Annotated in this window: 19 protein-coding genes; 9 read left to right on the top strand and 10 right to left on the bottom strand. The window is 72.4% G+C overall.

All coding sequences use genetic code 11. The annotated features are described in order from the left end of the window. Positions 1-41 precede the first annotated feature (41 nt). Positions 42-992, top strand: a complete 951-nt coding sequence (locus ACFWGN_RS05035) for an Acg family FMN-binding oxidoreductase (RefSeq protein WP_377615960.1) — start codon at positions 42-44, stop codon at positions 990-992. A gap of 6 nt (positions 993-998) precedes the next feature. On the opposite strand, the gene ACFWGN_RS05030 is transcribed toward ACFWGN_RS05035, so the two are convergent. Then, positions 999-3,653: an RNA helicase gene (locus ACFWGN_RS05030; protein ID WP_191802921.1), complete on the bottom strand. Its 2,655-nt coding sequence runs from the start codon at positions 3,651-3,653 to the stop codon at positions 999-1,001. 198 nt (positions 3,654-3,851) lie between these two features. Between ACFWGN_RS05030 and ACFWGN_RS05025 the strand changes: the two genes are divergently transcribed. The 4 genes from ACFWGN_RS05025 to ACFWGN_RS05010 all read left to right on the top strand — a co-directional run bounded on the left by ACFWGN_RS05025 (position 3,852) and on the right by ACFWGN_RS05010 (position 13,359). Beyond that, the gene (locus ACFWGN_RS05025; RefSeq protein WP_225220199.1) at positions 3,852-7,457 is read left to right on the top strand and encodes a GH92 family glycosyl hydrolase; all 3,606 of its coding nucleotides are present in this window, start codon (positions 3,852-3,854) and stop codon (positions 7,455-7,457) included. 157 nt (positions 7,458-7,614) lie between these two features. After that, the gene (locus ACFWGN_RS05020) at positions 7,615-11,103 is read left to right on the top strand and encodes a GH92 family glycosyl hydrolase (RefSeq protein ID WP_377615958.1); all 3,489 of its coding nucleotides are present in this window, start codon (positions 7,615-7,617) and stop codon (positions 11,101-11,103) included. Between the two features lie 125 nt (positions 11,104-11,228). Next, positions 11,229-11,825, top strand: a complete 597-nt coding sequence (locus ACFWGN_RS05015) for a YdeI family protein (protein ID WP_377615957.1) — start codon at positions 11,229-11,231, stop codon at positions 11,823-11,825. An 82-nt stretch (positions 11,826-11,907) separates the two neighbouring features. Next, entirely contained in the window at positions 11,908-13,359 is a 1,452-nt protein-coding gene (locus tag ACFWGN_RS05010) for an alanine/glycine:cation symporter family protein (protein ID WP_377615956.1), read from the top strand. Between the two features lie 31 nt (positions 13,360-13,390). Here ACFWGN_RS05010 and ACFWGN_RS05005 read toward each other — a convergent pair whose 3' ends face one another. Then, entirely contained in the window at positions 13,391-14,209 is an 819-nt protein-coding gene (locus tag ACFWGN_RS05005) for an aminoglycoside 3'-phosphotransferase (RefSeq protein WP_191802929.1), read from the bottom strand. Between the two features lie 151 nt (positions 14,210-14,360). Continuing rightward, the gene (locus tag ACFWGN_RS05000; protein WP_225220200.1) at positions 14,361-15,317 is read right to left on the bottom strand and encodes a 3-methyladenine DNA glycosylase; all 957 of its coding nucleotides are present in this window, start codon (positions 15,315-15,317) and stop codon (positions 14,361-14,363) included. 390 nt (positions 15,318-15,707) lie between these two features. On the opposite strand from ACFWGN_RS05000, the gene ACFWGN_RS04995 reads away from it, so the two are divergent. The 3 genes from ACFWGN_RS04995 (at position 15,708) to ACFWGN_RS04985 (ending at position 19,904) form a co-directional block, all read left to right on the top strand. After that, complete coding sequence (locus tag ACFWGN_RS04995; RefSeq protein WP_377615955.1) at positions 15,708-17,108, top strand: glutamate decarboxylase; 1,401 nt, start codon at positions 15,708-15,710, stop codon at positions 17,106-17,108. Positions 17,109-17,118: 10 nt separating this feature from the next. Continuing rightward, a complete protein-coding gene (locus ACFWGN_RS04990) occupies positions 17,119-18,759 on the top strand; it encodes an APC family permease (protein WP_377615954.1) in 1,641 nt (546 codons plus the stop codon). 230 nt (positions 18,760-18,989) lie between these two features. After that, positions 18,990-19,904, top strand: a complete 915-nt coding sequence (locus ACFWGN_RS04985; RefSeq protein WP_377615953.1) for a hypothetical protein — start codon at positions 18,990-18,992, stop codon at positions 19,902-19,904. Between the two features lie 36 nt (positions 19,905-19,940). Here the strand turns inward: ACFWGN_RS04985 and ACFWGN_RS04980 are convergent, their stop codons facing one another. The 7 genes from ACFWGN_RS04980 to ACFWGN_RS04950 all read right to left on the bottom strand — a co-directional run bounded on the left by ACFWGN_RS04980 (position 19,941) and on the right by ACFWGN_RS04950 (position 24,622). Continuing rightward, the gene (locus ACFWGN_RS04980) at positions 19,941-20,357 is read right to left on the bottom strand and encodes a DUF1622 domain-containing protein (protein ID WP_377615952.1); all 417 of its coding nucleotides are present in this window, start codon (positions 20,355-20,357) and stop codon (positions 19,941-19,943) included. A gap of 117 nt (positions 20,358-20,474) precedes the next feature. Continuing rightward, entirely contained in the window at positions 20,475-20,855 is a 381-nt protein-coding gene (locus tag ACFWGN_RS04975; RefSeq protein WP_191803219.1) for an MmcQ/YjbR family DNA-binding protein, read from the bottom strand. A gap of 31 nt (positions 20,856-20,886) precedes the next feature. Beyond that, positions 20,887-21,264 (bottom strand): CrcB family protein, encoded by a 378-nt coding sequence (locus ACFWGN_RS04970; protein WP_191803217.1) that lies wholly within the window; start codon positions 21,262-21,264, stop codon positions 20,887-20,889. Next, positions 21,261-21,713, bottom strand: coding sequence for a fluoride efflux transporter FluC (locus tag ACFWGN_RS04965; protein WP_377615951.1), 453 nt, complete (start codon positions 21,711-21,713; stop codon positions 21,261-21,263). The genes ACFWGN_RS04970 and ACFWGN_RS04965 overlap by 4 nt, the downstream gene beginning before the upstream one ends. After that, positions 21,710-22,279, bottom strand: coding sequence for a universal stress protein (locus ACFWGN_RS04960; RefSeq protein ID WP_191803213.1), 570 nt, complete (start codon positions 22,277-22,279; stop codon positions 21,710-21,712). The genes ACFWGN_RS04965 and ACFWGN_RS04960 overlap by 4 nt, the downstream gene beginning before the upstream one ends. Before the next feature lie 25 nt (positions 22,280-22,304). Then, positions 22,305-23,312, bottom strand: a complete 1,008-nt coding sequence (locus ACFWGN_RS04955; RefSeq protein ID WP_377615950.1) for an aldo/keto reductase — start codon at positions 23,310-23,312, stop codon at positions 22,305-22,307. Beyond that, the gene (locus tag ACFWGN_RS04950; RefSeq protein ID WP_377615949.1) at positions 23,309-24,622 is read right to left on the bottom strand and encodes a heparan-alpha-glucosaminide N-acetyltransferase domain-containing protein; all 1,314 of its coding nucleotides are present in this window, start codon (positions 24,620-24,622) and stop codon (positions 23,309-23,311) included. The genes ACFWGN_RS04955 and ACFWGN_RS04950 overlap by 4 nt, the downstream gene beginning before the upstream one ends. A gap of 266 nt (positions 24,623-24,888) precedes the next feature. On the opposite strand from ACFWGN_RS04950, the gene ACFWGN_RS04945 reads away from it, so the two are divergent. Then, a complete protein-coding gene (locus ACFWGN_RS04945) occupies positions 24,889-25,698 on the top strand; it encodes a class I SAM-dependent methyltransferase (protein ID WP_225220271.1) in 810 nt (269 codons plus the stop codon). Positions 25,699-25,705: the final 7 nt, after the last annotated feature.

The following is a 25,705-nucleotide window of genomic DNA, read 5'->3' as shown; positions in this document are numbered from 1 at the left end:
AGGGGATGCGTCAGGGGCGCATCGGAGCAGGGAGAACGCACATGAGCATCGACGACCCTCGTATCGAACGGATCCTCGCGGCCGCGTCGCGGGCCCCCAGCGTCCACAACACCCAGCCGTGGTCGGTCCGCGTGCGCGGCACCACGCTCGACGTCCTGGCCGACGACTCGCGCCGACTGACGCACGCCGACCCCGCCGGTCGCGAGATGCTCATCAGCTGTGGCGCGTTCCTCGCGAACCTGCGCGTCGCGGCGCGCCGCGAGTCCTTCCGTCCGGTGCTGACGCTGCTGCCCGACGACGCCGACCCTGCCCTGGTCGCCCGCGTCGACCTGGTGCCCGGCGTCCTGCCCGACGCCGACGAGCTCGACCTCGCGGTCGCGATCGAGCGGCGTGCCACGTCCCGGGTGCCGTTCGAGGACCAGCCGCTCGACGCCGACGTCGTCGACGACCTGGACAAGGCTGCGACGTCCGAGGGCGCACGGCTCGTGACGCTCGCGCCGCAGGCCCCCGAGCGGACCGTGCTGCTGGACCTCGTGCGCGAGGCAGAGGAGGCCGCCGGCAAGGACCACTCGGGCCGGGTCGAGCAGGCGCGCTGGGTGACGAACGACCCCGACCGCCCCGACGGCATCCCGGTCGCTGCGCTCGGACCCCGCAGCGAGGACGCGCTGGCGCCCGTGCGGCACTTCGGCGGCGACTCCACGAGCGACCGGGCCGCGTTCGAGCACCGGTCGACGCTCGCGGTCCTCACGACCCCGGGCGACTCCGTGCGCGACTGGCTGGCCGCCGGTCAGGCGCTCGAACGCGTCCTGCTGACCGCGACCACCTACTTCGTGCACGCGTCGTTCGCGACGACCGTCCTGGAGAACCCGACCACACGGGCCGCGCTCACGGCGGCCCTCGACGCGGGGGCGCCTCAGATGGTGCTGCGACTGGGATACAGCGCGACGTCCCCCCGCACGCCTCGCCGCCCGGCCGACGACGTGGTCCGGTAGACCCCGTCAGATCGTCCCGACCGCCACGACGCTCAGCACCACGGCCCCGGCCTCGTCGCTCGCCGCGAGGTCGACGACGGCGCTGATCGCCCAGTCGTGGTCGCCGGCCGGGTCGTCGAGCACCTGGCGGACGAACCACGTGCCGGGCTCGACGCGCTCGCCGTCGGGCCGCACGCCGTTCTCGAAGATCTGCACGAGGGCCGACGACCGCGCCGCGGCGTCCACGCCGATCGCGTCGTTGCCGTGCAGCTCGAACATCGGGTCGAGCGCGTCGGCCCACGCGTCGCCGTCCCAGCCGCTCGCCTTGTCGAGGGCCTCGAGCGCGTCGTAGTTCTCGCGCGCCGCGAGCTCGACCCGGCGGAACAGGGCGTTGCGGACCAGGACGCGGAACGAGCGCGGGTTGCCCGTGACCGGGCGGACCGGGGCCTCGGCGCCCGTGCCGGACAGCGGGCCGTCGCCGACCTCGTCGTCCGCGTCGTCGTCGACCGGGTTGGCCAGGCGCTCCCACTCGTCGAGCAGCGACGAGTCGGTGCCGCGCACCAGCTCGCCCAGCCACTCGGTGATGTCCTGGACCTCCTCGGTGCGGTGCTCCTCGGAGATCGTCTGGCGCATCGAGCGGTACGCGTCCGCGAGGTAGCGCAGCACGACGCCCTCGGTGCGGTCCAGGCCGTACACGGACACGAACTCTCCGAAGGTCATGGCCCGCTCGACCATGTCCCGCACGACCGACTTGGGCGAGAGCTCGGCGTCGGAGACCCACGGGTTCGAGTGCTTGTACGTGACGAACGCGGGCTCGAGCAGGTCTGCGAGGGGCTTGGGCCACGTGATGGTCTCGAGCAGCGCCATGCGCTCCTCGTACTCGTACCCCTCGGCCTTCATGGCCGCCACGGCCTCGCCGCGGGCCCGGTGCTGCTGCGCGACGAGCACCTGGCGCGGGTCGGACAGCGTGGCCTCCAGGACCGAGACGACGTCGAGCGCGTGCGTGGGGGACTCGACGTCGAGCAGGTCGAGCGCCGCGAGCGCGAACGGCGACAAGGGCTGGTTGAGCGCGAACTCGCGCGGCAGGTCGACCGTGAGGCGCACCGTGGGGCGCTGCCCGCTCGGGTACGTCGGGTCGGGCACGCGCACGCGCTCGACGATGCCCGCGACGCGCAGCGAGCGGTAGATGCGGAACACCTGGCGCACGTGGCGCTCGCGCTGGGCCTCGGTGTCGTGGTTGGCCGTGAGCAGGTGCTTCATGGCTCGGACCGGGTCCTCGCCCTTGTCACCGCGCGCGAGCACGTTGAGCACCATGGCGTGGTTGACCGTGAAGTGGCTGGTCAGGGCCTCGGGGTCGGCGTCGCGCAGACGCTCGAACGTCGCGTCGGTCCAGTTGACCGCACCTGCGGGTGCCTTCTTGCGGACGATCTTCTTGAGCTTCTTGGGGTCGTCCCCGGCCTTGGCGAGCAGCTTGCGGTTCTCGATCACGTGCTCGGGGGCCATGACGAGGACCTCACCGAGCGTGTCGTAGCCCGCACGGCCGGCGCGGCCCGCGATCTGGTGGAACTCGCGTGCCGTGAGGTGGCGCATGCGCTCGCCGTCGAACTTCACGAGGCTCGTCATGAGGACGGTGCGGATGGGGACGTTGATGCCGACGCCCAGGGTGTCGGTGCCGCACACGACCTTGAGCAGCCCGGCCTGGGTCAGGCGTTCGACCACGCGACGGTACTTGGGCAGCATGCCCGCGTGGTGCACGCCCACGCCGTGGCGCAGGAACTTGCTGAGCGTCCTGCCGAACCCCGACGTGAAGCGGAAGTCGCCCAGCTCGGCCGCGATCGCGTCCTTCTCCGAGCGGCTCGCGACGTTGATGCTCAGCAGGGCCTGGGCGCGGTCGACCGCGTCCTTCTGGGTGAAGTGCACGACGTAGACGGGCGCCCGGTGCGTCGTGACGAGCTCCTCGATGACCTCGCCCAGCGGCTCGACGACGTAGGCGAACGTGAGCGGCACGGGACGCTCGGCGCTCGTGACCTCGGCGACGGGGCGTCCCGTGCGGGTCTCGAGGTCCTCGGTGAACGTGCTCGTGTCGCCCAGCGTCGCGGACATGAGCACGAACTGCGCCTGGGGCAGCTCGAGGAGCGGGACCTGCCAGGCCCAGCCGCGCTGTGGGTCCGCGTAGTAGTGGAACTCGTCCATGACGACCTGCGCGACGTCCGCGTCGGCGCCGTCGCGCAGCGCGATGTTCGCGAGGATCTCCGCGGTGCAGCAGATGATCGGTGCGGTCGGGTTGACCGACGAGTCACCCGTCATCATGCCCACGTTCGCGGACCCGAACACCGCGACGAGAGCGAAGAACTTCTCGCTCACGAGCGCCTTGAGCGGGGCCGTGTAGTAGCTGCGCCCGGGGGTTCCTGCACGGTGCGCGGCGAGGGCCGCGTAGTGCGCGCCGACCGCCACGAGCGACTTGCCCGACCCCGTGGGCGTGGCCAGGATGACGTGCGCGCCCGAGAAGATCTCGATGACGGCCTCGTCCTGGTGGGCGTAGAGGTCGATCCCCGTCTCGGTGGCCCACTCGGTGAACCCTTCGTAGAGGGCGTCAGGGTCGGGGGTGCCCGAGCCGTCCGGTGCCGGCAGGTGACGAACCAGGCCGGGCTCGGGACGGGTGGTGGGGGTCGTGGTGCTCATCGTGGCCATTGTCGCAGAGCGGGCGCCTGGCGGTGGGCCGCGTCGCGTGGTCGCCCGGCTGTGCCGCGCCACCGAGGGGCGGCAACCTTATGGCTCCCGTGGACAGCGCTGTCATGCCATGCAAAGGTGCAGAACGCCCAGCACTGACGCTGGGTACACCGAGCAGCCCACGCCGTGGTGGGCAGGAGGGCGAGCCGTATGACTCCTCGTCAGCACGCGACAACTCGTTCGAAGCAGCACCGTCGGAGCCCGATCCCGTCGACCGCCCTGGCGCTCGCGCTCCTCGTGGGGGCCGTTCCTGCGGCGACCGCTCTCCCGGCCGCGGGCGCGGCGCCGGCCGCCCCGACCGCGGTCCGGGCCGAGGTCGTCCCGGTGGACCAGCCCCTCGTCTCGTACGTCAACCCCTTCATCGGGACCAAGGACGACGGGAACACCTACCCCGGGGCGAGCGTCCCGTTCGGCATGGTGCAGTTCTCGCCCGACAACGGCCACAACGTCGGGTACGACCACGGGCGCGACCGCATCCGCGGGTTCTCGCTCGTGCACCTCTCGGGTGTCGGGTGCGGGCTGGGCGGCACGCTGCCCGTCCTGCCCACGACGGGCGACGTCACCTCGACCGACTACGGGCAGTACGCCCTGCAGTACTCGCACGACGACGAGGAGGCCTCGCCCGGGTACTACCGCGTGGGGCTCCAGGCGTCGGCGGGCACGATCGACGCCGAGCTCACGGCCGGCGAGCACACCGCGGTCCAGCGCTACACGTTCCCGTCGACCGACAAGGCGAACGTGCTGATCAACACCGGCCAGGCCCTCAACCGGGTCACCGGGTCGACCGTGACCGTGATCGACGACCGCACGGTCGAGACGACCATCACCCAGCGCGGCTTCTGCCAGGACACGCAGCCCTTCACGATCCACACGCGCACGACGTTCGACCGCCCCTTCACGACCTACGGCACCTGGCAGGGCGGCACCGTCACGGCGGGCGCTGCGAGCGCCACGGGCGACGGCCGCGTGGGCGCCTACCTCCGGTTCGACACCACGGGCGGCGACCTCGACGTCGAGGCGACCACGTCGATGAGCTACGTCGACGCAGCGGGAGCCTCCGCGAACCTCGAGGCCGAGGCGGGCACGTTCGACGAGGCCCGCACGGCCGCGACCGCCGCGTGGGAGGAGCGGCTCGGGTCGGTCGCCGTCCAGCGCGGCGCCGAGGACGACCTGCGCACCTTCTACTCCTCGCTCTACCGGAGCTTCCTGGCCCCCAACACGGGCACCGACGTCGACGGGCGCTACCGCGGCTGGGACCAGGAGGTCCACGTCGCCGAGGACTTCACCTACTACCAGAACTTCTCGCTGTGGGACACGTACCGCACGCAGCAGCAGCTGCTCGCGCTCCTCGCCCCGCAGGAGTCGCAGGACATGGCGCTGTCCGTGGTGCGCGCGGCGGAGCATGGCGGCTGGCTGCCGCGCTGGGGCTACGGGACCGTCGAGACCAACATCATGACGGGCGACCCGGCCACGCCGTTCCTCGTGAGCGCGTGGAGCCAGGGGCTCCTCGCAGGGCACGAGGAGGAGGCCTACGCGGTCCTCCAGCAGAGCGCCGACAACATGGCCCCCGCCGACTCGCCGTTCAACGGACGCGCGGGCAACGACACGTACCTGGCGAGCGGGTTCGTCCCGCACGAGCCGGGACGGTCGGGCAAGCCCGGAGACTACGACCTGCAGCACGGTGGTTCGGCAACGCTCGAGTACGCGCTCTCGGACGCGATGCTCGCGACCATGGCGCGCGGCCTCGGCCATGACGAGGACGCCGACCGCTACGCCGCGCGCGGCCAGAGCTACCGTTCGGTGTTCGACCCGCGCACCGGGGCCTTCCGCGCCCGCAACGCCGACGGCCTGTTCGTGGGCGACCCCGACCCGGCCAAGAGCGACGGGTTCCACGAGGGCACCGCGGTCCAGTACCAGTGGCTCGTCCAGCAGGACGTCCCGGGCCTCGTGGACCTGATCGGCGGCACGGACGCCGCCAACGACGCGCTCGACGCGTTCTTCGCGTACGACCAGCTGCTCGTGGACCCCGAGAAGACGGCCCGCGAGGTATGGGTCAACGGCACCTACTCCTACTACGACCAGGACACCTACAACCCCAACAACGAGCCCAACCTCCATGCGCCGTACGTGTACCTGTGGACCGGGCAGCCGTGGAAGACCAACGACGTGGTGCGCGCGGCCCTGACCCTCTTCACCGACGGCCCCGACGGCGTCACGGGCAACGACGACCTGGGCACCATGTCGGCGTGGCACGTCCTGTCGGGGCTCGGGATCTACCCGATCGTGCCGGGCACGGACACGTGGGGCCTCTCGACCCCCCTGTTCGACGACGTCCGGATCGACCTCGACGAGTCGTTCTACGCCCGGAGCGAGCTGCACATCACCGCACCGGGGACGTCGACCGAGAACCGCTACACGGCCTCGGTCACCGCAGGGGACACCACGGTGGACCGCGCCTACCTCACGGGCCCCGAGCTGACCGCGGCCGGAACGCTGTCGTTCGCCACGAGCGCCGAGCACACCGCGTGGGCCACGGGCGAGGACGCCGCGCCGGGCGCGGTCGACCGTGTCGACGTCGAGGTGAGCCGCCTGTTCGCAGGCCTCTCGACCGCGCACCCGGTCATCCGACCGGGCACGACGGTCGACCTCGTGGCGAGCGTCGTCGCGCAGGGCCCGGGCACGGTCTCGGGCGAGATCCAGGTGACCGGGAGCGACGCGGTCCAGGTCCAGGACGGCTCGGGTCCGTGGTCCGTCGTCTCGGACGGGCTGCCGGCCACGAGCGAGATCCCGCTGAGGCTCTCGGCCGCTCCGGGCGTCGCGCCCGGTGCGTACCCCGTCACGGTCGTCGTGACCGACGCCGCAGGGCACGAGGTCTCCCGCGAGGTGACCGTCGTCGTCGCGCAGGAGTCGTGGCTGCGCAGCAGCTTCGACAACGTGGGGATCGGCGACACCGGGGCGGCCAACGCGAACTTCGACGGGCAGGGGGCCTACCTGCTGCGCGACCTGCTCGCCGAGCAGGGTGCCGTCCAGGGCGTGCCGGGACTCGTCCCGGGCACGCAGCTGGGCTACGTGCTCGCGGCCGAGGAGCCGGGGGCGCCCGACAACGTCCGCGCGAACGGCCAGGTGCTCGACGTGCGCGCGAGCATCGGCACGGCGCGCCAGGTCTCGCTGGTCGGCTCGAGCAACAACGGCACGCACGGGGGCGACCTGGTCCTGGGATTCACCGACGGGACGAGCCAGACGTCGCGCGTCGAGCTGAGCGACTGGTGCACGGGGTCGCCCGTGGCCGGGAACATCCTCGTCGCCAAGGCGGGCGCTCGCGGCAGCGGCACGGGGACCCAGCGCATCGGGTGCGGCCTGTACGCCACGGCTCCGGTCGCCGTCCCCGAGGGCAAGGCGCTCGCGACGATCACCCTGCCGCGCGCGACCAACATGCACGTGTTCGCGGTGGCGAGCGATGCGGTCGTGGTGGCTCCTGAGTTCGACGTGGTGGTCTCGGCGAGGACGCAGTGCGTGGCGGGGCGGGTGGTGGTCTCGGCGCGTGCGGTGAGCGGTGAGGACCTGCCGGTGGACGTGAAGGTGTCCTCGGTGTTCGGGTCCAGGTCGTTCGTGGGTCTGGCGTCGGGCAAGAGTGCGTCGGCGTCGTTCGCGACGCGTTCTGGCGCGGTCGAGGCGGGCCAGGTCACGGTCGTGGTCACCCAGGACGGTCGCTCGCAGGAGGTCGTGGCGTCCTACGACGCCACCACCTGCGACTGACCCACCACGTGCCCGCCCGGGGAGGGAACCCCGGGCGGGCACGTCGGTGCGACCCGCCCGACGCGCAGGACACGGGCGGGGCGCCCCCGGTCCGCCGGGACGACCGGCGTTCCGCAGCACGTCACGAGGTCAGGTACGACCAACGAGGGAGCAGAGCGTGAGAACAGCACGAGGCAGGACACGAAGGGTCGTCGCGGCACTCGCCGCAGCGGCCGTTGCGGGCGCGGGGCTCGTGGGAGGGGCGGCGGTCGCCGCCCCGCCGGCACCAGCGGCCGGGGCCTCCGACACCGGACTGGTGACCGACCCGGTCGACCTGGTCGACCCGATGGTCGGCACGGGGCAGGCGAACGGCGTCGTGGGGGAGATCAACAACTTCCCCGGACCGTCGATGCCGTTCGGCATGATGCAGCTCTCGCCCGACACCCAGGTGTCGGTGGGGAACGGCGACCGGGCGTACGCGGGGTACCGCTACTCGCACCAGGCGATCCGCGGGTTCTCGATGAACCACGCGTCGGCCGGGTGCTGGGTGTTCGGCGACGTCCCGATCCTGCCTGTCGCCGGGAGCGTGGGCAGTGCGCCGTGGGACCGCAAGGAGGAGTTCTCGCACGACCAGGAGAGCGCCGAGGTGGGCAGGTACGCGGTGACCCTCAAGAGCTCGGGCATCGAGGCCGAGCTCTCGGCCGCGACGCGCTCGGGCGGCATGACGTTCGACTATCCGCAGACGGGCGACGCGCAGGTCATCGTCAACCCGGGCGGTTCGCTCGGCACGGTCTTCGGGTCCACGGTCGAGGTCACGGGCAGCCGCACGGTCACCGGCTCGGTGTCGAGCGGCGGGTTCTGCGGCAAGGGCAACCGCTACACGCTCTACTACGCGGTCGAGTTCGACCAGGACTTCTCGTCGTTCGGCACGTGGGAGGGCACGACCCTCACGACGGGCGACCGCTCGGCGAAGGGAAGCCGCGCGGGAGCGTGGACGACGTTCGCGCCGGGCTCGACGGTCCAGGCCAAGGTCGCGATGTCGTATGTGAGCGTCGAGGGCGCGCAGGCCAACCTCGCGGCCGAGATCCCGGGCTGGGACTTCGACGCGGTGAGGGACGACAACCGCGCGGCCTGGTCCGACCTGCTGGGCAAGGTCCAGGTCGCGGGCGAGGACGCCGCCGACAAGACCATGTTCTACACCTCGCTCTACCACTCGATGATGCACCCCAACACGTTCGACGACGTCGACGGCCGCTACGTCGGGTTCGACCAGCAGATCCACCAGGTCGCCGACGGTCGCACCCGGTACGCCAACTTCTCCGACTGGGACACCTACCGGTCGCTCGGCGCGCTCCAGGCGGTGCTCGCCCCCGAGCGCGCCTCGGACATGGCGCAGTCGCTCGTGAGCTCGGCCGTCGAGGGCGGCTGGCTCCCGCGCTGGCCCGTCGCCAACGGGTACACGGGGCAGATGACCGGCGACAGCTCGGTGCCTCTCATCGCGAGCATGTACGCGTTCGGTGCGCGGGACTTCGACGCCGAGACGGCGCTCGAGTACATGGTCAAGGGCGCCACGACCGAGGGCCGGACCCCGAGCGGGTACGTCCAGCGGCACGGGATCGGGACCTACCTCGAGCGCGGGTACGCCCCGCAGACCGAGGAGTTCCGGGGTGACCACCGCGTGGTCGGGGCGTCCATCACGCTCGAGTGGTCGGTCGCGGACTTCGCGATCGGTCGCCTCGCGGGGGCCCTGGGGCAGGACGAGACCGCGGCCGAGTACCAGGCGCGCGGCCAGTACTGGCAGAACATCTTCGACCCGAGCACGAGCACGGTCGCAGCCCGCAACGCGGACGGCTCGTTCGTGGTCCCGGACGGGAGCGGCGGGTTCGGGCAGGAAGGCTTCGACGAGGGCAACGCCGAGCAGTACACGTGGCTCGTCCCGCAGAACGTCGCGGCGCTCACCGAGGGGCTGGGCGGTCGGGAGGCCGTGGCCGAGCGGCTCGACCGGTTCACCACGACCCACAACTCGGGTCCCAACGAGCCCCGGCTCTGGATCGGCAACGAGCCGAACTTCGGCGTGCCGTGGCTGTACGACTACGTGGGACAGCCCTGGCGCACGACCGAGCTGGTCGACGAGATCACCGCGACGCTGTTCTCCCCGACGCCGGACGGGAAGCCGGGCAACGACGACCTGGGCGCGCAGGCGGGCTGGTACGTCTGGGCCGCCGCGGGCCTGTACCCCACGACCCCCGGGACCGACGTCCTGGCGATCAACACCCCGCGCTTCGACCGGGTCGTGATCGACCTCGGAGACGGCAAGGCGCTCGACCTGCGGGCGCCGGGCGCGTCGACGGGGCAGCGGTACATCACGGGCATGACGGTCGACGGGCAGCCCTGGGACCGGACCTACCTGCCCGAGGGCCTGATCCACGAGGGCGGGGTCGTCGAGCTGGCCCTGTCGGCCGAGCGCGACACGTCCTGGGGCACGTCGCCCGAGGCCTCGCCGCCGTCGTTCCGCGAGGGTGAGCAGGGGCTCGTCGCGAACGCGGGGAGCGCGCTCGTCTCGGTCGCCCCGGGCGGCACGGCGACGTCGCCGGTCGACGCCCAGCTCTTCGGGGACCTGGAAGCCCAGGTCGCGGTCTCGGTCGACGCGCCCACGGGCATCACGGTCACGGGTGAGGCCCTCGTGCCCGACGGCGCAGGTCACCTGCGCGGTGACCTCACCTTCGCGGTGGGGCAGGACGTGCCCGAGGGCTTCCACGACGTCGAGGTCACGCTCACGGCCGGGGGTACCGAGAGGCGTGTCCCGGTCACGGTGCGGGTCGCGGCCGAGGGAAGCCTGTTCGCGGCGTTCGACACGGTGGGGAGCGCGAGCCAGGCCCAGCGGGGCGGCGCCAACTTCGACGGTGCGGGGAACTCGTTCTCGCGCGAGGCGCTCGCGCAGGCGGGGCTCACGCCGGGTTCGGCGCACGACGTCGGCGGGCTGCCGTTCGTCTGGCCCTCCTCGCCCGAAGGACGCCCGGACTCGCTCACGCTCGACGGCGAGACGGTCGTCCTGCCGGCGCCGAGCACGGGCTTCTCGCTCGTCGGTGCTGCGACCAACGGGACCCAGCAGGGCCAGGCGACCGTGACGTTCACGGACGGGACCACGGCCACGACCACGGTCGGCTTCGGTGACTGGGTCCTGCCCAGCGCGGACGGCAGCCCGGTCCTGGGGAACGCGGTGGTCGCGCGCATGGACCGCCGCAACGGGGACAAGGACAGTGCGTTCGTGTTCTCCACGGCCCCCTACGTGGCCCCCGAGGGCAAGAAGATCGTCTCGATCACGTTCCCGCGGAACAAGGACCTGCACGTGTTCGCGGTGGCGAGCGATGCGGTCGTGGAGGGGCCCGTGTTCGATGTGGTGGTCTCGGCGAGGACGCAGTGCGTGGCGGGGCGTGTGGTGGTCTCGGTGCGTGCGGTGAGCGGTGAGGAGTCGCCGGTGGACGTGAAGGTGTCGTCGGCGTTCGGCAGCAGGTCGTTCGTGGGTCTGGCGTCGGGCAAGAGTGCGTCGGCGTCGTTCGCGACGCGTTCTGGCGCGGTCGAGGCGGGCCAGGTCACGGTCGCGGTCACCCAGGACGGTCGCTCGCAGGAGGTCGTGGCGTCCTACGACGCTGCCACCTGCGACTGACCCGCGAGCGGGGGAGGTGCTGGTCCGGACGCGTCCCGGACCAGCACCTCCCCTCTCCGTTCGCGTGACCGGGACCCGCTGGTCTCGCCGCGAAAGAGCACGACGCCCCGTGGCAGTCTGGGCGCATGGTGACCGACCGGCGCGTGGACGCGCCTCGCTTCCACCCCGAGACCGCCGCCGAGTGGCGGGCCTGGCTCGTCGAGCACCACGCCGACGAGGTGCCCGGGGTGTGGGTCGTGCAGTGGCGCCGGGCCTCCGGTCGCGCCCCGATCGACTACGACGCGCTCATCGAGGAGGCGCTGAGCTTCGGCTGGATCGACGGGACGGTCCGGACGATCGACGACGACCGCTCGATGATGTGGCTGACCCGGCGTCGGCCCGGCAGCCGGTGGACGCGGCTGAGCAAGGAGCGGGTCGCCCGCGCGGAGGCCGACGGCAGGATGACCGACGCGGGGCGGGCGGTGGTCGAGGCCGCGAAGGCCGACGGGTCCTGGACGAGGTACGACGACGCCGAGGCGCTCGTCGTCCCCGACGACCTGGCCGCGGCGCTCGCGGCGGCACCACCCGCCCGGGAGCACTGGGACGGTTTTCCGCCAGGGGTTCGTCGGCTGATCCTGGGATGGGTCGCCGACGCCAGGCGCCCGCAGACCCGGGCTGCGCGGATCGCCGAGACGGCCGACAAGGCCCGGCGAGGCGAACGAGCCCACGAGCAGCCGCGCTGAGCGCCCGTCGCGACACGACCACCGCCAGCGGCTAGCGTCCGTCGGGACGGCAGCACCGCCGTCGGGCTGAAGGAGTGAACGCATGGAGGTCCTGCAGGAGGCGCTGATCGACCCGTTGAGCAACGCCCTGTACTCGTACGTCCTGATCTACGTCCTCATCGGCGCCGGCATCTGGTTCACGGTCCGCACGCGTGCCGTCCAGGTGCGGCTGTTCGGGCTCATGTTCCGCCTCGTCGGGGGCTCGACCGGTGCGGCCGAGGGCGGTATCTCCTCGTTCCAGGCGTTCTGCGTGGGCCTCGCGTCACGCGTGGGCACGGGCAACATCGCGGGCGTCGCGATCGCGCTGACGCTCGGCGGCCCCGGCGCGATCTTCTGGATGTGGTGCGTCGCGCTCCTCGGCATGGCCACGGCGTTCGTCGAGGCGACGCTCGGACAGATCTTCAAGGTCCGGGCCGACGACGGCTCCTACCGCGGCGGCCCCGCGTACTACATCCAGCGCGGCCTGGGCTCGCGGCGGTGGGGGATCGTGTTCGCGATCCTGCTGATCTTCGCGTTCGGCTTCGCGTTCAACATGGTGCAGGCCAACACGATCAGCGAGGCGCTCGACAACGGCCACGCCGTGGCGCCGGGCTGGACCGCGGTGTTCCTCATGATCCTCGCGGCCCCCGTCCTGTTCGGCGGGGTCAAGCGTGTCGCGAAGGTCGCGGGGATCGTCCTGCCGATCATGGCGGGGGTCTACGTCCTGCTCGCGGCCACGATCATCCTCATGAACCTCGGCGCGGTGCCGGGCGTGGTCCGGCAGATCGTCGAGGGCGCGTTCGGCCTGGACCAGGCCGTCGCGGGCACGGCCGGCGGGATCCTCGCCGCGCTGCTCAACGGGGTCAAGCGCGGCCTGTTCTCGAACGAGGCGGGCATGGGCAGCGCCCCGAACGCGGCCGCGACCGCGACGGTCTCGCACCCGGCCAAGCAGGGGCTCATCCAGTCGCTCGGGGTGTTCGTCGACACGATCGTGGTCTGCTCGGCCACGGCCTTCATCATCCTCATGGCAGGGCCGTCCGTGTTCGACCCGGGCACCACGACCGACGCCGCCGGGGCCTCGCTCACGCAGCAGGCCGTCGCGGCCCAGCTCGGGACGTGGACCGTGTGGCCCATGACGATCCTCGTGTTCGTCTTCGCGTTCTCCTCGGTGCTGGGCAACTACTCGTACGCCGAGGTCAACCTGACCTTCCTCGGCATCCGTGCCAAGGCGCTGACCGCGCTGCGCACGCTCGTGCTCGCCGCGATCGGGATCGGCTCGCTCATCGAGCTCGAGGCCGTCTGGGCCGTGGCGGACGTCGCGATGGCGCTCATGGCGCTCGTCAACCTCGTGGCGATCACGCTGCTGGGCCGCTGGGCGTTCGGGGCGCTCAAGGACTACGAGCGCCTGCGCAAGGGCGGGGGCGGGGACCGGTTCGTCGGGGTCGGGAACCCGGACCTGCCGGGTGACGTCCCGGGCGACGTGTGGGCGCCGGTCCAGGAGGGCTCGAAGGCGTAGCCGGGGCCGCTCGGCCCCGGGGGCCGTGGCGTCAGCCCAGGTCCCAGAGCAGGCGGTAGTAGGCGATGCGCTCCTTGTCGGGCTCGATGCCGTAGGCCTCGTACACGATCCCGTCGTAGCCCGGCCCGTAGTTCCACTCGGTGCTCCACGCGGCCACGGCCAGGTCCGCCCAGCGGTCGGCGACCCCGAGCGACCCGAGGTCGACGTGCGCCGCGAACGTGCCGTCGGCGGCCAGCAGGGTGTTGGGCGCGCACGCGTCGCCGTGGCACACGACGAGCCGGTCCACGGGAGGAGTCAGGTCGAGGAGCGGACGCGCCTCGGCGACCGAGAGCTGCGCGTGCTCGGGGAACCAGTCGGACGGTCCCTCGCCGTCGGCGATCCGCTCGTCGGCGCGCGCGATGCGCGCCTCGACGCCCCACGTGAACGGGCAGTCCTCGACAGGCAGCGTGTCGTGCAGGACGCGCAGCCCGTGACCGATCGCCGCCGCGGCCGTCACGGGCTCGGCGATCCAGCGCGGGTCGACGGCCGACGCCGCGTCGATCGCCTCGGTCACGAGCCAGGCACCGACCTCGTCCTGCCCGGCGTCGAGCACGCGTGGCACGGTCGCGAACCGTGAGGCCCACGCGAGCCGCTCGGCCTCGGCGAGCAGGTCGATCTCCGGCGTCCCGGCCGCGACCCACTTGACGTACCGAGCCGTGGCGCCCGTGCCCCAGCGGAACGTGAGGCCGCCGAGGTCGTTCTTCCACACCGGGACCAGGTCCCCGCCCCCCGCGGCGTCGACGAGCGAGCGGACGGCGGGTGGGACGGGCACGGGCCCCGTCGGGATCTCGGCGAGCGGCGGTCGGGTCATGCCCCGATCCTGCCAGGTCGCCGTACCCCCTCCTCGCGCGCCCGGCAGGCACCCTGTCGGCAGGCCAAAGCCCACCGGGTCCTCGGCCGTGGGTCGGTCAGGTCGGACAGATCTCGAGCCGCGCGGTGTCGGCGGGCAACTGTCGCACGCCTCAGCCCAGCAGGCGTTCGCAGACCTCGACCAGCCGTTCGCGCAGCGTCGCGGACCGCTCGGCGAACCCGCGTTGGAGCCGTACGTACTCGGCCTTGCCCTCGGGCGTCTCGATCGCCACGGGGGCGACCCCGTAGGACGACACGTCGTAGGGGCTGGCCCGCATGTCGACCCAGCGGATGTCGCGCGCGAGCTCGAACGCGTCGAGGACCAGACCGCTCGGCACGGCGGGCGACAGCTTGGTCGCCCACTTGTAGAGGTCCATGTTGGCGTGCAGGCAGCCCGGTTGTTCGAGCGCGGGCTGGGTCTCGCGCGTGGGCTGGAGCCGGTTGAGGCTCACGGCCTCGGGGGTGAAGAAGCGGAACGCGTCGAAGTGCGAGCAGCGCACGGGGTGCGAGGCCACGACGTCGTCGGTGCCGCGGGCACCCAGCCGCAGCGGCAGGGGGTGACGGTGGTCGCGCCCCTGGGCGTGGTCGCGGTAGACCATGGCCCACTCGTGGAGCCCGAAGCAGCCGAGCGTCGCGGGTCGTGAGGCCGTGGCCGAGAGCAGCTCGCGCGCGTAGCGCACGGTCTCGCCGCGGTCGGCGAGGAACGCGTCGACGTCGAGCGTCACGTCGCCGGTGGCGTCGGCCCCGTACCACCGCCAGGTGGCGCGCTCGGCGAGGAGGGGAGCGGCGCCGTCGGGCCTGCCGCTGGCACCGGAGAGCGTGACGCCCGCACCCGGGTGCCACCGGCGGAGCTGGGCCGGGCGCGTGGGGTAGTAGGTGAAGAGGAAGTCCTCGACGGCGTGCTTCTCGCCTCGGGTCCGGCGCTCGCGCCAGCCCGCGGTCAGGGCGTCGGCGCGCTCGGCGTGGGCCTCGGCGAGGAGGAGCCACTCGTCCCCGGCGAGCCGTCCCGGCCCGACGGCGTCGCGCGCCACGGGAGGGCGCGTGCGGTGGGGAGCGGGGAGCGTGGGCATGGCTCCAGGGTAGGCGTCGGACGGTGGGGCGACCCTCGTCGGCCCGGGACGAGCGGCCCGGGCACGGTCCCTACCGCTGGCTGAACCAGGTGACGTCTGTCACGGTGAAGGTGAGACTCCTTGGACGAGCCGGGGTGCGGTGAGAGGGGACACCCGGCTTCTCGACCAGCACGGACCGTCGTCGCGACACGGGAGCGGCCCGTGCTCCTGGCGGGGCGTCGGGCCGTGTCCTCGGCGGGCCCGGACCACGGCCCGCCGCTCTGGCAGGTCGCCTGCTCGACGCCCGGCGGCCGCTCGCGGGCCCGGCGACCGACTCCCGGGGCCGCATCGATCGACAGCAAGCGGCGGGACACCGTGCCGCCGACTACCGTCCGACGAAAGGTAATGAACATGTCTGGATCAGCCCGAGGTGCAGAGTCCGAGGAGCGCGACGTCGTCGCGCTCAACCCACTGTTCGCCCGCCCCGGCGAGGCGACCGAGCTCCCCCGCAACGTCCTGCCGTCCGGAGAGTCACTTCCCGAGACGGCCTACCAGATCGTCCATGACGAGGCGATGCTCGATGGCAACGCCCGCCTGAACCTCGCGACGTTTGTCGGCACGTGGATGGACCCGTACGCCCAGCGGCTGTACGAGGAGACGGCCGACAAGAACATGATCGACAAGGACGAGTACCCGGCCACGGCCGCGATCGAGACCCGGTGCTGGAAGATCCTCGGCGACCTGTGGAACGCCCCGGACCCGGACGACACGATCGGGACGTCGACCATCGGTTCCTCCGAGGCCGCCATGCTGGGCGGGCTCGCGCTCAAGCGGCGCTGGCAGCACGCGCGCCGCGCCGCGGGGAAGTCGACCGAGAAGCCCAACCTCGTGCTGTCGAGCGCGGTCCAGGTCTGCTGGGAGAAGTTCTGCAACTACTGGGACGTCGAGGCCCGCTACGTCCCCATCTCGTACGAGCACAAGGTGCTCGACGGGTTCGAGCTCGAGAAGTACGTGGACGAGAACACGATCGGGGTCGTCGCGATCCTCGGGGTCACGTACACCGGGATGTACGAGCCGGTCACGGAGATCGCAGCGGCGCTCGACCGCATCCAGGCCGCCACGGGGCTCGACGTCCCCATCCACGTGGACGGGGCGTCCGGGGCCATGATCGCGCCGTTCATCCAGCCGGACCTCGAGTGGGACTTCCGCGTCCCGCGCGTCGCGTCGATCAACACCTCGGGGCACAAGTACGGGCTCGTGTACCCCGGGCTCGGGTGGGTCGTCTGGCGCGACGAGGCCGCGCTGCCCGAGGACCTGATCTTCCGAGTCAGCTACCTCGGCGGCGACATGCCGACGTTCGCGCTCAACTTCTCGCGCCCGGGCGCCCAGGTGCTGCTCCAGTACTACCTGTTCCTGCGGCTCGGGTTCGAGGGCTACCGCAAGGTGCAGCAGGCCTCGCAGGACGTCGCGCTCTACCTCTCGGGCGAGATCGCGAAGATGCCGCAGTTCGACCTGTGGAATGACGGGAGCGACATCCCCGTCTTCGCCTGGAGCATCGCGCAGGGGCACGGCAAGAACTGGAACCTCTATCACCTCTCGGACCGCCTGCGGCTCAAGGGATGGCTCGTCCCGGCCTACCCCATGCCCGCAGACCTCCAGGACCTCACGGTCCAGCGCATCGTGGTGCGCAACGGCCTGAGCATCGATCTCGCACATGCACTCATCGACGACCTGCACGCTGAGGTCGCCTACCTCGACGCCCTATCAGGTCCCATGCCCATCGAGGGTCACCACCCGGGCTTCCACCACTAAGGGGACAGCAATGGACTCCATCTCTCAGGGTGACCGCACCCGGTCGAACGGCCCAACATCGGGCCCGTTCGTCCGGGCGGACGGAACCCACGCTCCCGGGGCGGAACATGTCACCCCGCACCCGTACGGCAAGGATCCGCAGCACACCGGGCCCGCCATCGGCGCGCCAGCCGCGACTGCGACGGCCTTCCTGTCGGTCTTCCAGCTCGCGATGCTCACGGTCGTCACCGTGGCGTCACTGCGTTCGCTGCCTGCCATGGGGGCCTACGGCCTCGGGTCGATCACCCTGTTCGTCATTCCTGCGATCGTGTTCCTCGTGCCGACGGCCCTCGTGGCCGCGGAGTTGGCCACAGGGTGGAAGGGGGGCGTGTACACCTGGGTCCGGGAGGCCTTCGGCAACCGGCTGGGCTTCACGGCCATCTGGCTCCAGTGGATCCAGAACGTGGTCTGGTACCCGACGCAGATCGCCTTCATCGCAGCGAGCCTGTCGTTCGTGATCGGGAACCAGGGGCTGGCGAGCAACGGCCTGTACACCGCGGTCGTGATCCTCGTCCTGTACTGGGGGTCGACCCTCATCACGCTCAAGGGCGGCAACCTGTTCGCCAAGGTGGGGTCGTGGAGCGGCATCCTGGGGACTCTGTTCCCTGCCGTCCTGCTGATCGTGCTCGGTGCGATCTGGCTTGCGACCGGGGAGAAGTCGGAGACCTCGCTGGAGGCGTCCGCCGTCATCCCGCCGTGGACCGGGATCGCGTCGATCGTCCTCGTGGTCTCCAACGTTCTCGCGTACGCGGGGATGGAGGTCAACGCCGTCCACGCGAACGACCTGAAGAATCCCGGGAAGGGGTTCCCCAAGTCGATCGCCGTCGCGACGCTCCTGATCCTCGTGGTGTTCATCCTGCCCACGATCGCGATGGCGGTCGCGGTGCCCAAGAAGGACCTGGGCCTGACCAACGGCATCAACCTCGCGTTCCAGGTGTTCTTCGACAAGTGGGACATGCCGTGGGCGGTCACCGCGATCTCGGCCCTCATCGCCCTGGGCGCCTTCGCCTCGGTCGTGACCTGGATCGCGGGTCCCTCGCGCGGGCTGCTCGCGGCGGCGCGGACGGGCCTTCTTCCTCCGGCGCTCCAGAAGCGCAACAAGGCGGGCGTCCAGGTGGGCATTCTCGGGGTCCAGGGGATCGTGGTGTCGGTCCTGGCGCTGCTGTTCATCGTCATCCCGAACATCAACACGGCGTTCATCGCGCTCATCGACATGGCGGCTGCGCTCTACCTGATCATGTACATGATGATGTTCGCGGCGGCGATCCGGCTCCGACGTTCCAAGCCGGACGTCGTGCGGACCTACCGGACCCCCGCGATGACGTTCGTCGCGGGCGTGGGCTTCGTCGCGTGCGCCGCGGCCTTCGTGCTGGCCTTCGTGCCGCCCGAGGGTTTCACGGGGGTCCCGCCCGCCGCCTACCCCTTCGTGGTGGCCGCCGTAGTAGTGGTCCTCGGTGGTCCGCCGCTGCTCTTCTACGCCCTGCGCAAGCCGGGCTGGGACCAGCGGACCGCCGGGGAGCGGGACACGGCCGAGGTGGTCCTCGTGAACCCGCCTCCCGTGCAGGGGGCGGCGGACCCGGCGCCCCCGCACAGGGCGACGGACTCGCGCTGAGGGTCGCTCGGGGCGCGTGCCCCCTGGGGGCTCGACGGCGGCGTGGCACCCCCCGGGGGCTCGACGGCCCCGTGGTCCTGGGACCGCGGTCGTTTTCACCCGAGAGCCCCCTCTGCGGCATCTCCACACATGGGACGCTTGTTCCGGAGTTCGTGCGGGGGCGACGTGCGGCTCCTCCACGCACACCCCGGCGCCGCCGTGCCGTGCACGACCAGAAGCAGAGCAGACGAATGAGCTACCCCCCTCCCGGAACCTCCGAGCCGAACCCCTCGCCGACCGGGTATCCCACCGCGCCGCCACCGGGCACGCCGTACCCGCAGCCCGGAGGGCCGGCGACGTGGGCACCGGAGCAGCCCGTCCACCGTCCTCCCCACGGCTCGGTCCCGCCCCCGCGGTCGAACGTGCTCGCGACGACCGGGCTCGTGCTCGCGCTCGTCGCGCTCGTGCTCTGCCTGATCCCGATCATCAACCTCTTCGCGGCGGTCCTGGCGCTCGCGGGGCTCGTCCTGGGGATCGTCGGCCTCGTCCAGGCCCGGCCGCTCGGCACCGGCAAGGGACGGTCGATCGCCGCGATCGTCGTCTCGTCCGTCGCGGGCGTCGGTGTCGTCGTCTCCCAGGTCTTCTTCGTCGCAGCACTTGAAGAGCTCTCCACGAGCCTGGAGTCCACGAGCGTCACGAGCACGGCCCCCGCAGGAGCCGGCGCGGACGAGACCCCGGCGGGCACGGCCGAGGACACCACGGTCGGTGACGACCTGTCGGCCCTGGTCTTCGGCGACGCCGCGGTGTTCGAGGACGGTCTCGAGGTCGGCGCGAGCGTCCCGGTCGCGTTCACGCCCAGCGACACGTCGGTGGGCGGCGAGGGCTTCACGCAGTTCGTCCGGGTGGACCTCACGCTGACGAACGGTACCTCCGAGGCGTTCGACCCGGCGCTCACGTACGTCACGCTCTCGTCGGGAGGTGCCGAGGGGACCCAGGTCTTCGACGCGGCGAGCTCGATCGGCAGCGGCCCGAGCACCTCGTTGCTCCCCGGCCAGTCCGTGACGTTCCCCGTGGTCTTCGGAGTCACCGACCCCGCCGACCTGACCATGGAGGTCGACGTCGGGGCGTGGGAGTACGAGTCGGTGCTCTTCTCGACGGCGGGCTGACCCCCGCGGGACGCGGGGCCTCGCAGGACGACGGCGTTACGGGCCGACGGTTCCCGCCGCGTCCCGCGTGCCCGTGCTGCGCGCGTCCCTGTCCTCGGCGTCGGAGCGCGGCAGGTCCTCCTCGGGGGCCTGCTGCCAGGGCCACCGGCCCGTGATCTCGAGCTCGAGGGAGAAGCTGAGGAACGTCCGGATGAGGACGATCGCGGCGAGCACCCCGACGCTCTCGAGCGTCGGGGTGACGGCCACCGTACGGATGATGTCGGCCGCGACCAGGAGCTCGAGCCCGAGCAGGATGGACCGGCCGAGGCGTCGCCGGAACAGACGGTAGACGTTGCCCTCCCGTCGCCGGGTCACGGACAGGAACGTCGCGAACAGGGCACCGACGACGATCGCGGCGACCCCCGCCGCGTCGACCACCTTGCCGACGACCTCGATCACCTCGGCGAACGTCATGAGCCGAGCGTAGGCCGGAACGGCCGCTCGGGCCGGGCGAGCGGCGTCCGGAGAGCCGTCCGCCGGTAGGGCCGCCGCTCGGCGCGGTGGGGGAGCGGCGCCGTCGGGCCGTGGGGCCTACTCGGTCGTGTCCAGGAACGACTGCGCGAGGCGCCGGGGGGCCCGCGCCAGCCAGGAGTCCGTCAGGAGCTCCTCGAGCTCGGGGACCGCGACGCGGTCGAGCCGCGCGAGCACGATCGGGTAGCCCGCGAAGTGGGCCGTCGTGAAGAAGGTGCTCGGCTCGTCGCCCACGAGCGCGAGCTTCTCGCCCTCGTCGGCGACGTAGAACCCGAGGGGTGCGGCGTCCGGCGCGGAGGCGCCCAGCTCGTCGAGGTCCCGACGGCGCAGCGGACGCTCCCACGCGAAGTTGCGGCCGTGCACGGCCCACTCGCGCGGACGGTGCTCGGCCGTGTCGGGCAGCACCGCCGCGATGCGGTCCACGTCCTCCCAGGTGGCCATGGCTCGACGCTACGCCTCCGTGACGGTGCTGTCAGCGTGCGACGCCCCAGGAATAGCCCGCCCAGGCCAGCCCCACGCACGCCACCAGGATCCCGAGCGAGTAGGCGAACGCCAGCCCGTACCTGCGCTGACGCACGAGCTGGACGGTCTCGTAGCTCGCGGTGCTGAACGTGGTGTAACCACCGAGGAAGCCCGTGCCGACGACGGCCGCCACGTCGCTCGACACCAGGTGGGCGACGAGCAGCCCCGTCAGCGCGCCGAGGAGCAGCGAGCCCGACATGTTGATCACCGCGGTCGGCCACGGGAACTCCGTCCGGACCCGGGACCGCACCAGCCCGTCGACCACGAACCGCACGCCGGCACCCAGGCCGCCCGCGACGGCCAGCAGGACGAAGACCCCCGGCGTCATCGGACGGTCCTGCAGTCCACGCGCCGCGAGCGCGCGTCGTACCGGGCCGCCACGACGATGCCCGCGAGGGTCGCGCCCGCGCCGACGAGCACCGTCGTGAGCGCGTACGCGACGCCCAGCCCCGCGCGGGACGAGTCGAGCAGCAGGGCGACGTCGGTCGCGAGCGTGCTGTACGTCGTGAAGCCGCCGCAGAAGCCCGTCCCGAGCAGGAGGCGCAGCCGCGGACCGCGCGGGTCGTCGGGCAGGCGGCGCAGGACCACCTCCGTCAGGCACCCCAGCACGAAGGCCCCCACGACGTTGACCACCAGGATCGCGACGGGCACCTCATGAAGGTCGGGGATCGCGAGGACGACCCCCTCGCGCGCTGCCGCACCGAACGCCCCTCCGAGCACGACGAGCCCGATCGACGACCAGCGCAGATAGCCGGGCCGGGCGCCCCGGCCGGTCACCCGACCCCCTGCCCGTGCCTGTCCGTCGCCCGCACGGGCACGACGACCACGGGCCGCACCTGGCGGTGGGCCAGGTGCACGGCGACCGAACGGTTGAACAGCTCCTGCACGCCCCGGGCGAGCCCGTGGCGGTGCGCGCCGACCACGACCATCGCCGCGTCGAGCGTGTCCGCGAGACGTCCCAGCGCGTCGGCCGTGTCGCCGACCAGGAGCCGGGTGCTCCACCGGACGCCGGTCGGGCCGAGGACCGCGGCGAGGTGCTCCACGAGCGCAGGCTCCAGGTCCTGCTCGCGCTCGTCGTCGTAGTCCGGGTCGATCGAGGCCGAGACCACGCTCCCGTCCGGGCGCTCCGAGACGGCGAAACGGCCGGCGACCACGTGGGCGCAGACCAGCTCGCCGCCGAACCGACCGGCGAAGCGTGCGGCCTCGACCAGGACGACGTCCGGCTGGCCGGGACTCACCCCGACGACGACAGGGGGCCCGGCAGGCGGCACGGCCGTCAGCGGGACCGGCCGGTCGGCCGGTCGGGTCTCCGGCCGGTCCTCGTCCCGCGTGTCCGCTGCCATCCTCCGAGCCTAGGGCAGGGGGCGCTCAGAACGGCGCGACCTTGCGAGCAGGCGGGAAGATCGCGTCCAGGGCGGAGAGGTCGTCGGCGCTCGGCACCCAGGCCCCGGCCGCGGCGTTCTGCCGGACCTGCTCGGGGCGCGTGGCGCCCGCGATGACGCTCGACACCTGCGGCTGGGCCAGCAGCCACCCGAACGCGACCTCGACCTCGGTCACGCCGCGCTCGCGCGCGAACGTGTGGAGCGCCTTCAGCGCCTGCCAGGGCGCGGACTCGAGGAGGTGCGGCTTGCTGTGGACCAGACGGCCGTCGTCGGGCCCCGTGCCGTCCGCGTACTTGCCCGTCAGCAGGCCGTTCGCGAGCGGGAAGAACGGCAGCACGCCCAGCCCGTACGCCTTCGCGGCGGGCAGGACCTCGAGCTCGGCCTCGCGGTCGATCAGGTTGTACTGGTTCTGCGCCGACACGAAGCGGACGGTGCCCGCCAGGCGCGCCTGGTACTCGGCGTCGGCGATCTGCCACCCCGCACGGTTCGAGTGCCCCACGTAGCGGACCTTGCCCGCACGGACCAGGTCGTCGAGCGCGGACAGCGTCTCCTCGACGGGCGTGCGCTTGTCCGGCGTGTGGAACTGGTAGAGGTCGATCCAGTCGGTCCCGAGGCGCCGCAGCGACGCCTCGACGGCCTTGACGACGTACCGGCGCGAGCCGCGTGCCCGGAAGTCCTCGCCGTTCGCGCCATGCATGGGCATGCCGAACTTGGTCGCGACCACCACGTCGTCGCGGCGGCTGCCCAGCGCCTTGCCGAGCAGCTCCTCGCTCAGGCCGGGGCGGGCGCCGTAGACGTCTGCGACGTCGAAGAACGTGATGCCCGCGTCGAGCGCGGCGTCGATCAGGGCCGTCGAGCCCTCGAGGGTCTCGGTCGCGGTGCGCGGGCGGCCCAGGTTGTTGCAGCCCAGGCCGATCGCGGAGACCGCGAGGCCGGACGAGCCGAGGCGACGGACCTCGGGGCGGACAGGGGCGATGGGTGAAGACGTCGTCATGCGCCCGACTGTACGTCGCCTCGCGGGGTGGGCGACGCCGTCGGGCCGTCGTCCCGGCTGGTGGGATCCGGCGCCGGTGCCGCGGGGATCGACGCCGCACGCCCGGCCACCCAGCCCACGAACCGTTCGAGCGGACCGCGCCCCAGCGCCCAGCGCCACACCGTCGCGAAGACCAGGCTCGCCACGACGAGCAGCGCGAGCTCGCCGTTGCCGGTCGCGCTCATGAGCTGGTCCTCCCACGCCCAGATCGCGAGGACCTGCAGGCAGTACACCGTCAGGGCCATGGACCCCACGGCCGCGAGCGGGGCCAGGACACGCAGCACCGCACGGCTCGACCCGAGCAGGAGGCACAGCCCCAGGACCGCGAGCGCGAACCCACCCGAGCCCAGGACCTCGAGCGTGGTGTTCGTGTGCGGCCCGGCGAGCCACAGGTAGTCCGACGTCGGCAGGGGGGACGACCACGGCAGCGGCTCGGGCTGGTAGATGCCCGACGCGTCCGCGGCCTGCTGCTCGATCCGTGCCGCCGGGCCGCTCCCCGCGAGCACCGCCGTCAGCCAGCCACCCGTGACGAGCGCCGACGCCATGTAGGCGGCGAGCGACGTCACGAGGCCGCCCGCGAGCAACGACACCTGCAGACGGCGCGAGGCCAGGTCGAGGCGCCCGACCGCGAGCCCCCCGAGCACGAACGCCATCCACACGGCGGCCGGGTACGTGCCCGTCAGGAGGAAGTCCGTCAGAGCGCCCGAACCGTCCATCGGCAGCCAGAGCTCGGCCCGCAGCATGACCTCGGGCAGCCAGTACGCGACCGGTGGCCCCACGACCGCCACGACGAGCGCGAGTCCCGCGAGCCGGGGCGGCGACCACCGCAGGAACGGCAGCGCCAGGACGAAGTACGCCGCGTAGAAGCCCAGGATCAGCGCGACCGGCGTTCCCAGCAGGTCGAGCAGCCCCGCGATCGCGAGGAGCAGCACGGCTCGCACCAGGATCCGCGTGCGCGCCTGGAGCGCCGGCACGCCGACCAGCGGGGTGCGGCGCCCCGAGACGAGCGCGAGCGAGACGCCCGCGACCAGGGCGAACAGGATCGAGGACCGGCCGTGCACGAGCGAGAGCCACCCCTCGCCGGTCGCGAAGTCGTCCGACGTCACGCCCACGTGCGCCGCGAACATCCCCAGGATCGCCAGGCCGCGCGCCAGGTCCACCCCGGGGACGCGGTCTCCCGCAGGCAGGAGCAGGTCGGCGTGCCGCCGCCAGAACCCGCCCGACGGCGTCGCGAGGCTCGGGAGGGACAGTTCGGCCGCGGGTGTGGTCACGGGAGAATCCTGCCCCCGGGAGCGCTCCGCGCGTGCGGGACGCACCGGACGCGGCGGCACCCGACAGGGCCTCGCGACGACGTGCGACCCGCACCCCGACCCTCCACCGCCCATGATGTGAGAACGGGGCTGTGGTAACCGTGGAAGCGTTCTACCGTGCAAGCATGACCCACACCCCCACGCCGGACCAGGACGTCACCGTCGACGCCGCGGCCGACACCCACGCGCCCGACGCCCCCACCGGGGCCCTGGGCAGCACTCCCAGCATGGAGTCCGAGTCGTACACCCACGGCCACCACGAGTCCGTCCTGCGTTCGCACCGGTGGCGCACCGCGGAGAACTCCGCCGGGTTCCTCCTGCCGCACCTGCGCCCCAACCACGCGATCCTCGACGTCGGCTGCGGCCCCGCGACCGTGACCGTCGACCTCGCGCGGCACGTTCCCGGAGGCACCGTGATCGGCGTCGACGCCTCGGCCGCGGTGCTCGACAGCGCCCGTGAGCTCGCCGCCGGTTCCGGGCTGAGCAACGTCTCGTTCCAGCAGGCCAACGCCTACGAGCTGCCGTTCGCGGACGACACGTTCGACGTCGTGTTCGCCCACCAGCTCCTCCAGCACCTGTCCGACCCGCTCGCCGCGCTGCGCGAGATGAAGCGCGTCGCCAAGCCCGGCGGCCTCGTCGCCGTGCGCGACGCCGACTACGCCGCCATGACCTGGTACCCCGAGTCGGCGGGCCTCACCGAGTGGAACGAGCTCTACCACGAGGTCACGCACGCCTACGGCTACCAGGCCGACGCGGGCCGGCGCCTCCTCGCCTGGGTGCAGGAGGCCGGGTTCGACCCCGCCGGGATCGTGCCGTCCGCCGGGGTCTGGTGCTACTCGACCCCCGCCGACCGCGCCTGGTGGGGCGGCCTGTGGGCCGAGCGCTGCATCGCCTCCAACTTCGCCGTCCAGGCCAAGGAGTCGGCGCTCGCGGACGACGTCGCCCTCGAACAGCTCGCGCAGGAGTGGCTGCGCTGGGCCGAGGAGCCCGCAGGATGGTTCGCCGTCCTCAACGGCGAGGTGCTCGCCCGGGTCTAGCGCCGCC

This window comes from Oerskovia sp. NPDC060338, assembly GCF_042726295.1.
Lineage (GTDB): Bacteria > Actinomycetota > Actinomycetes > Actinomycetales > Cellulomonadaceae > Oerskovia > Oerskovia merdavium.
This window is presented reverse-complemented; position numbering and strand designations above follow the sequence as displayed.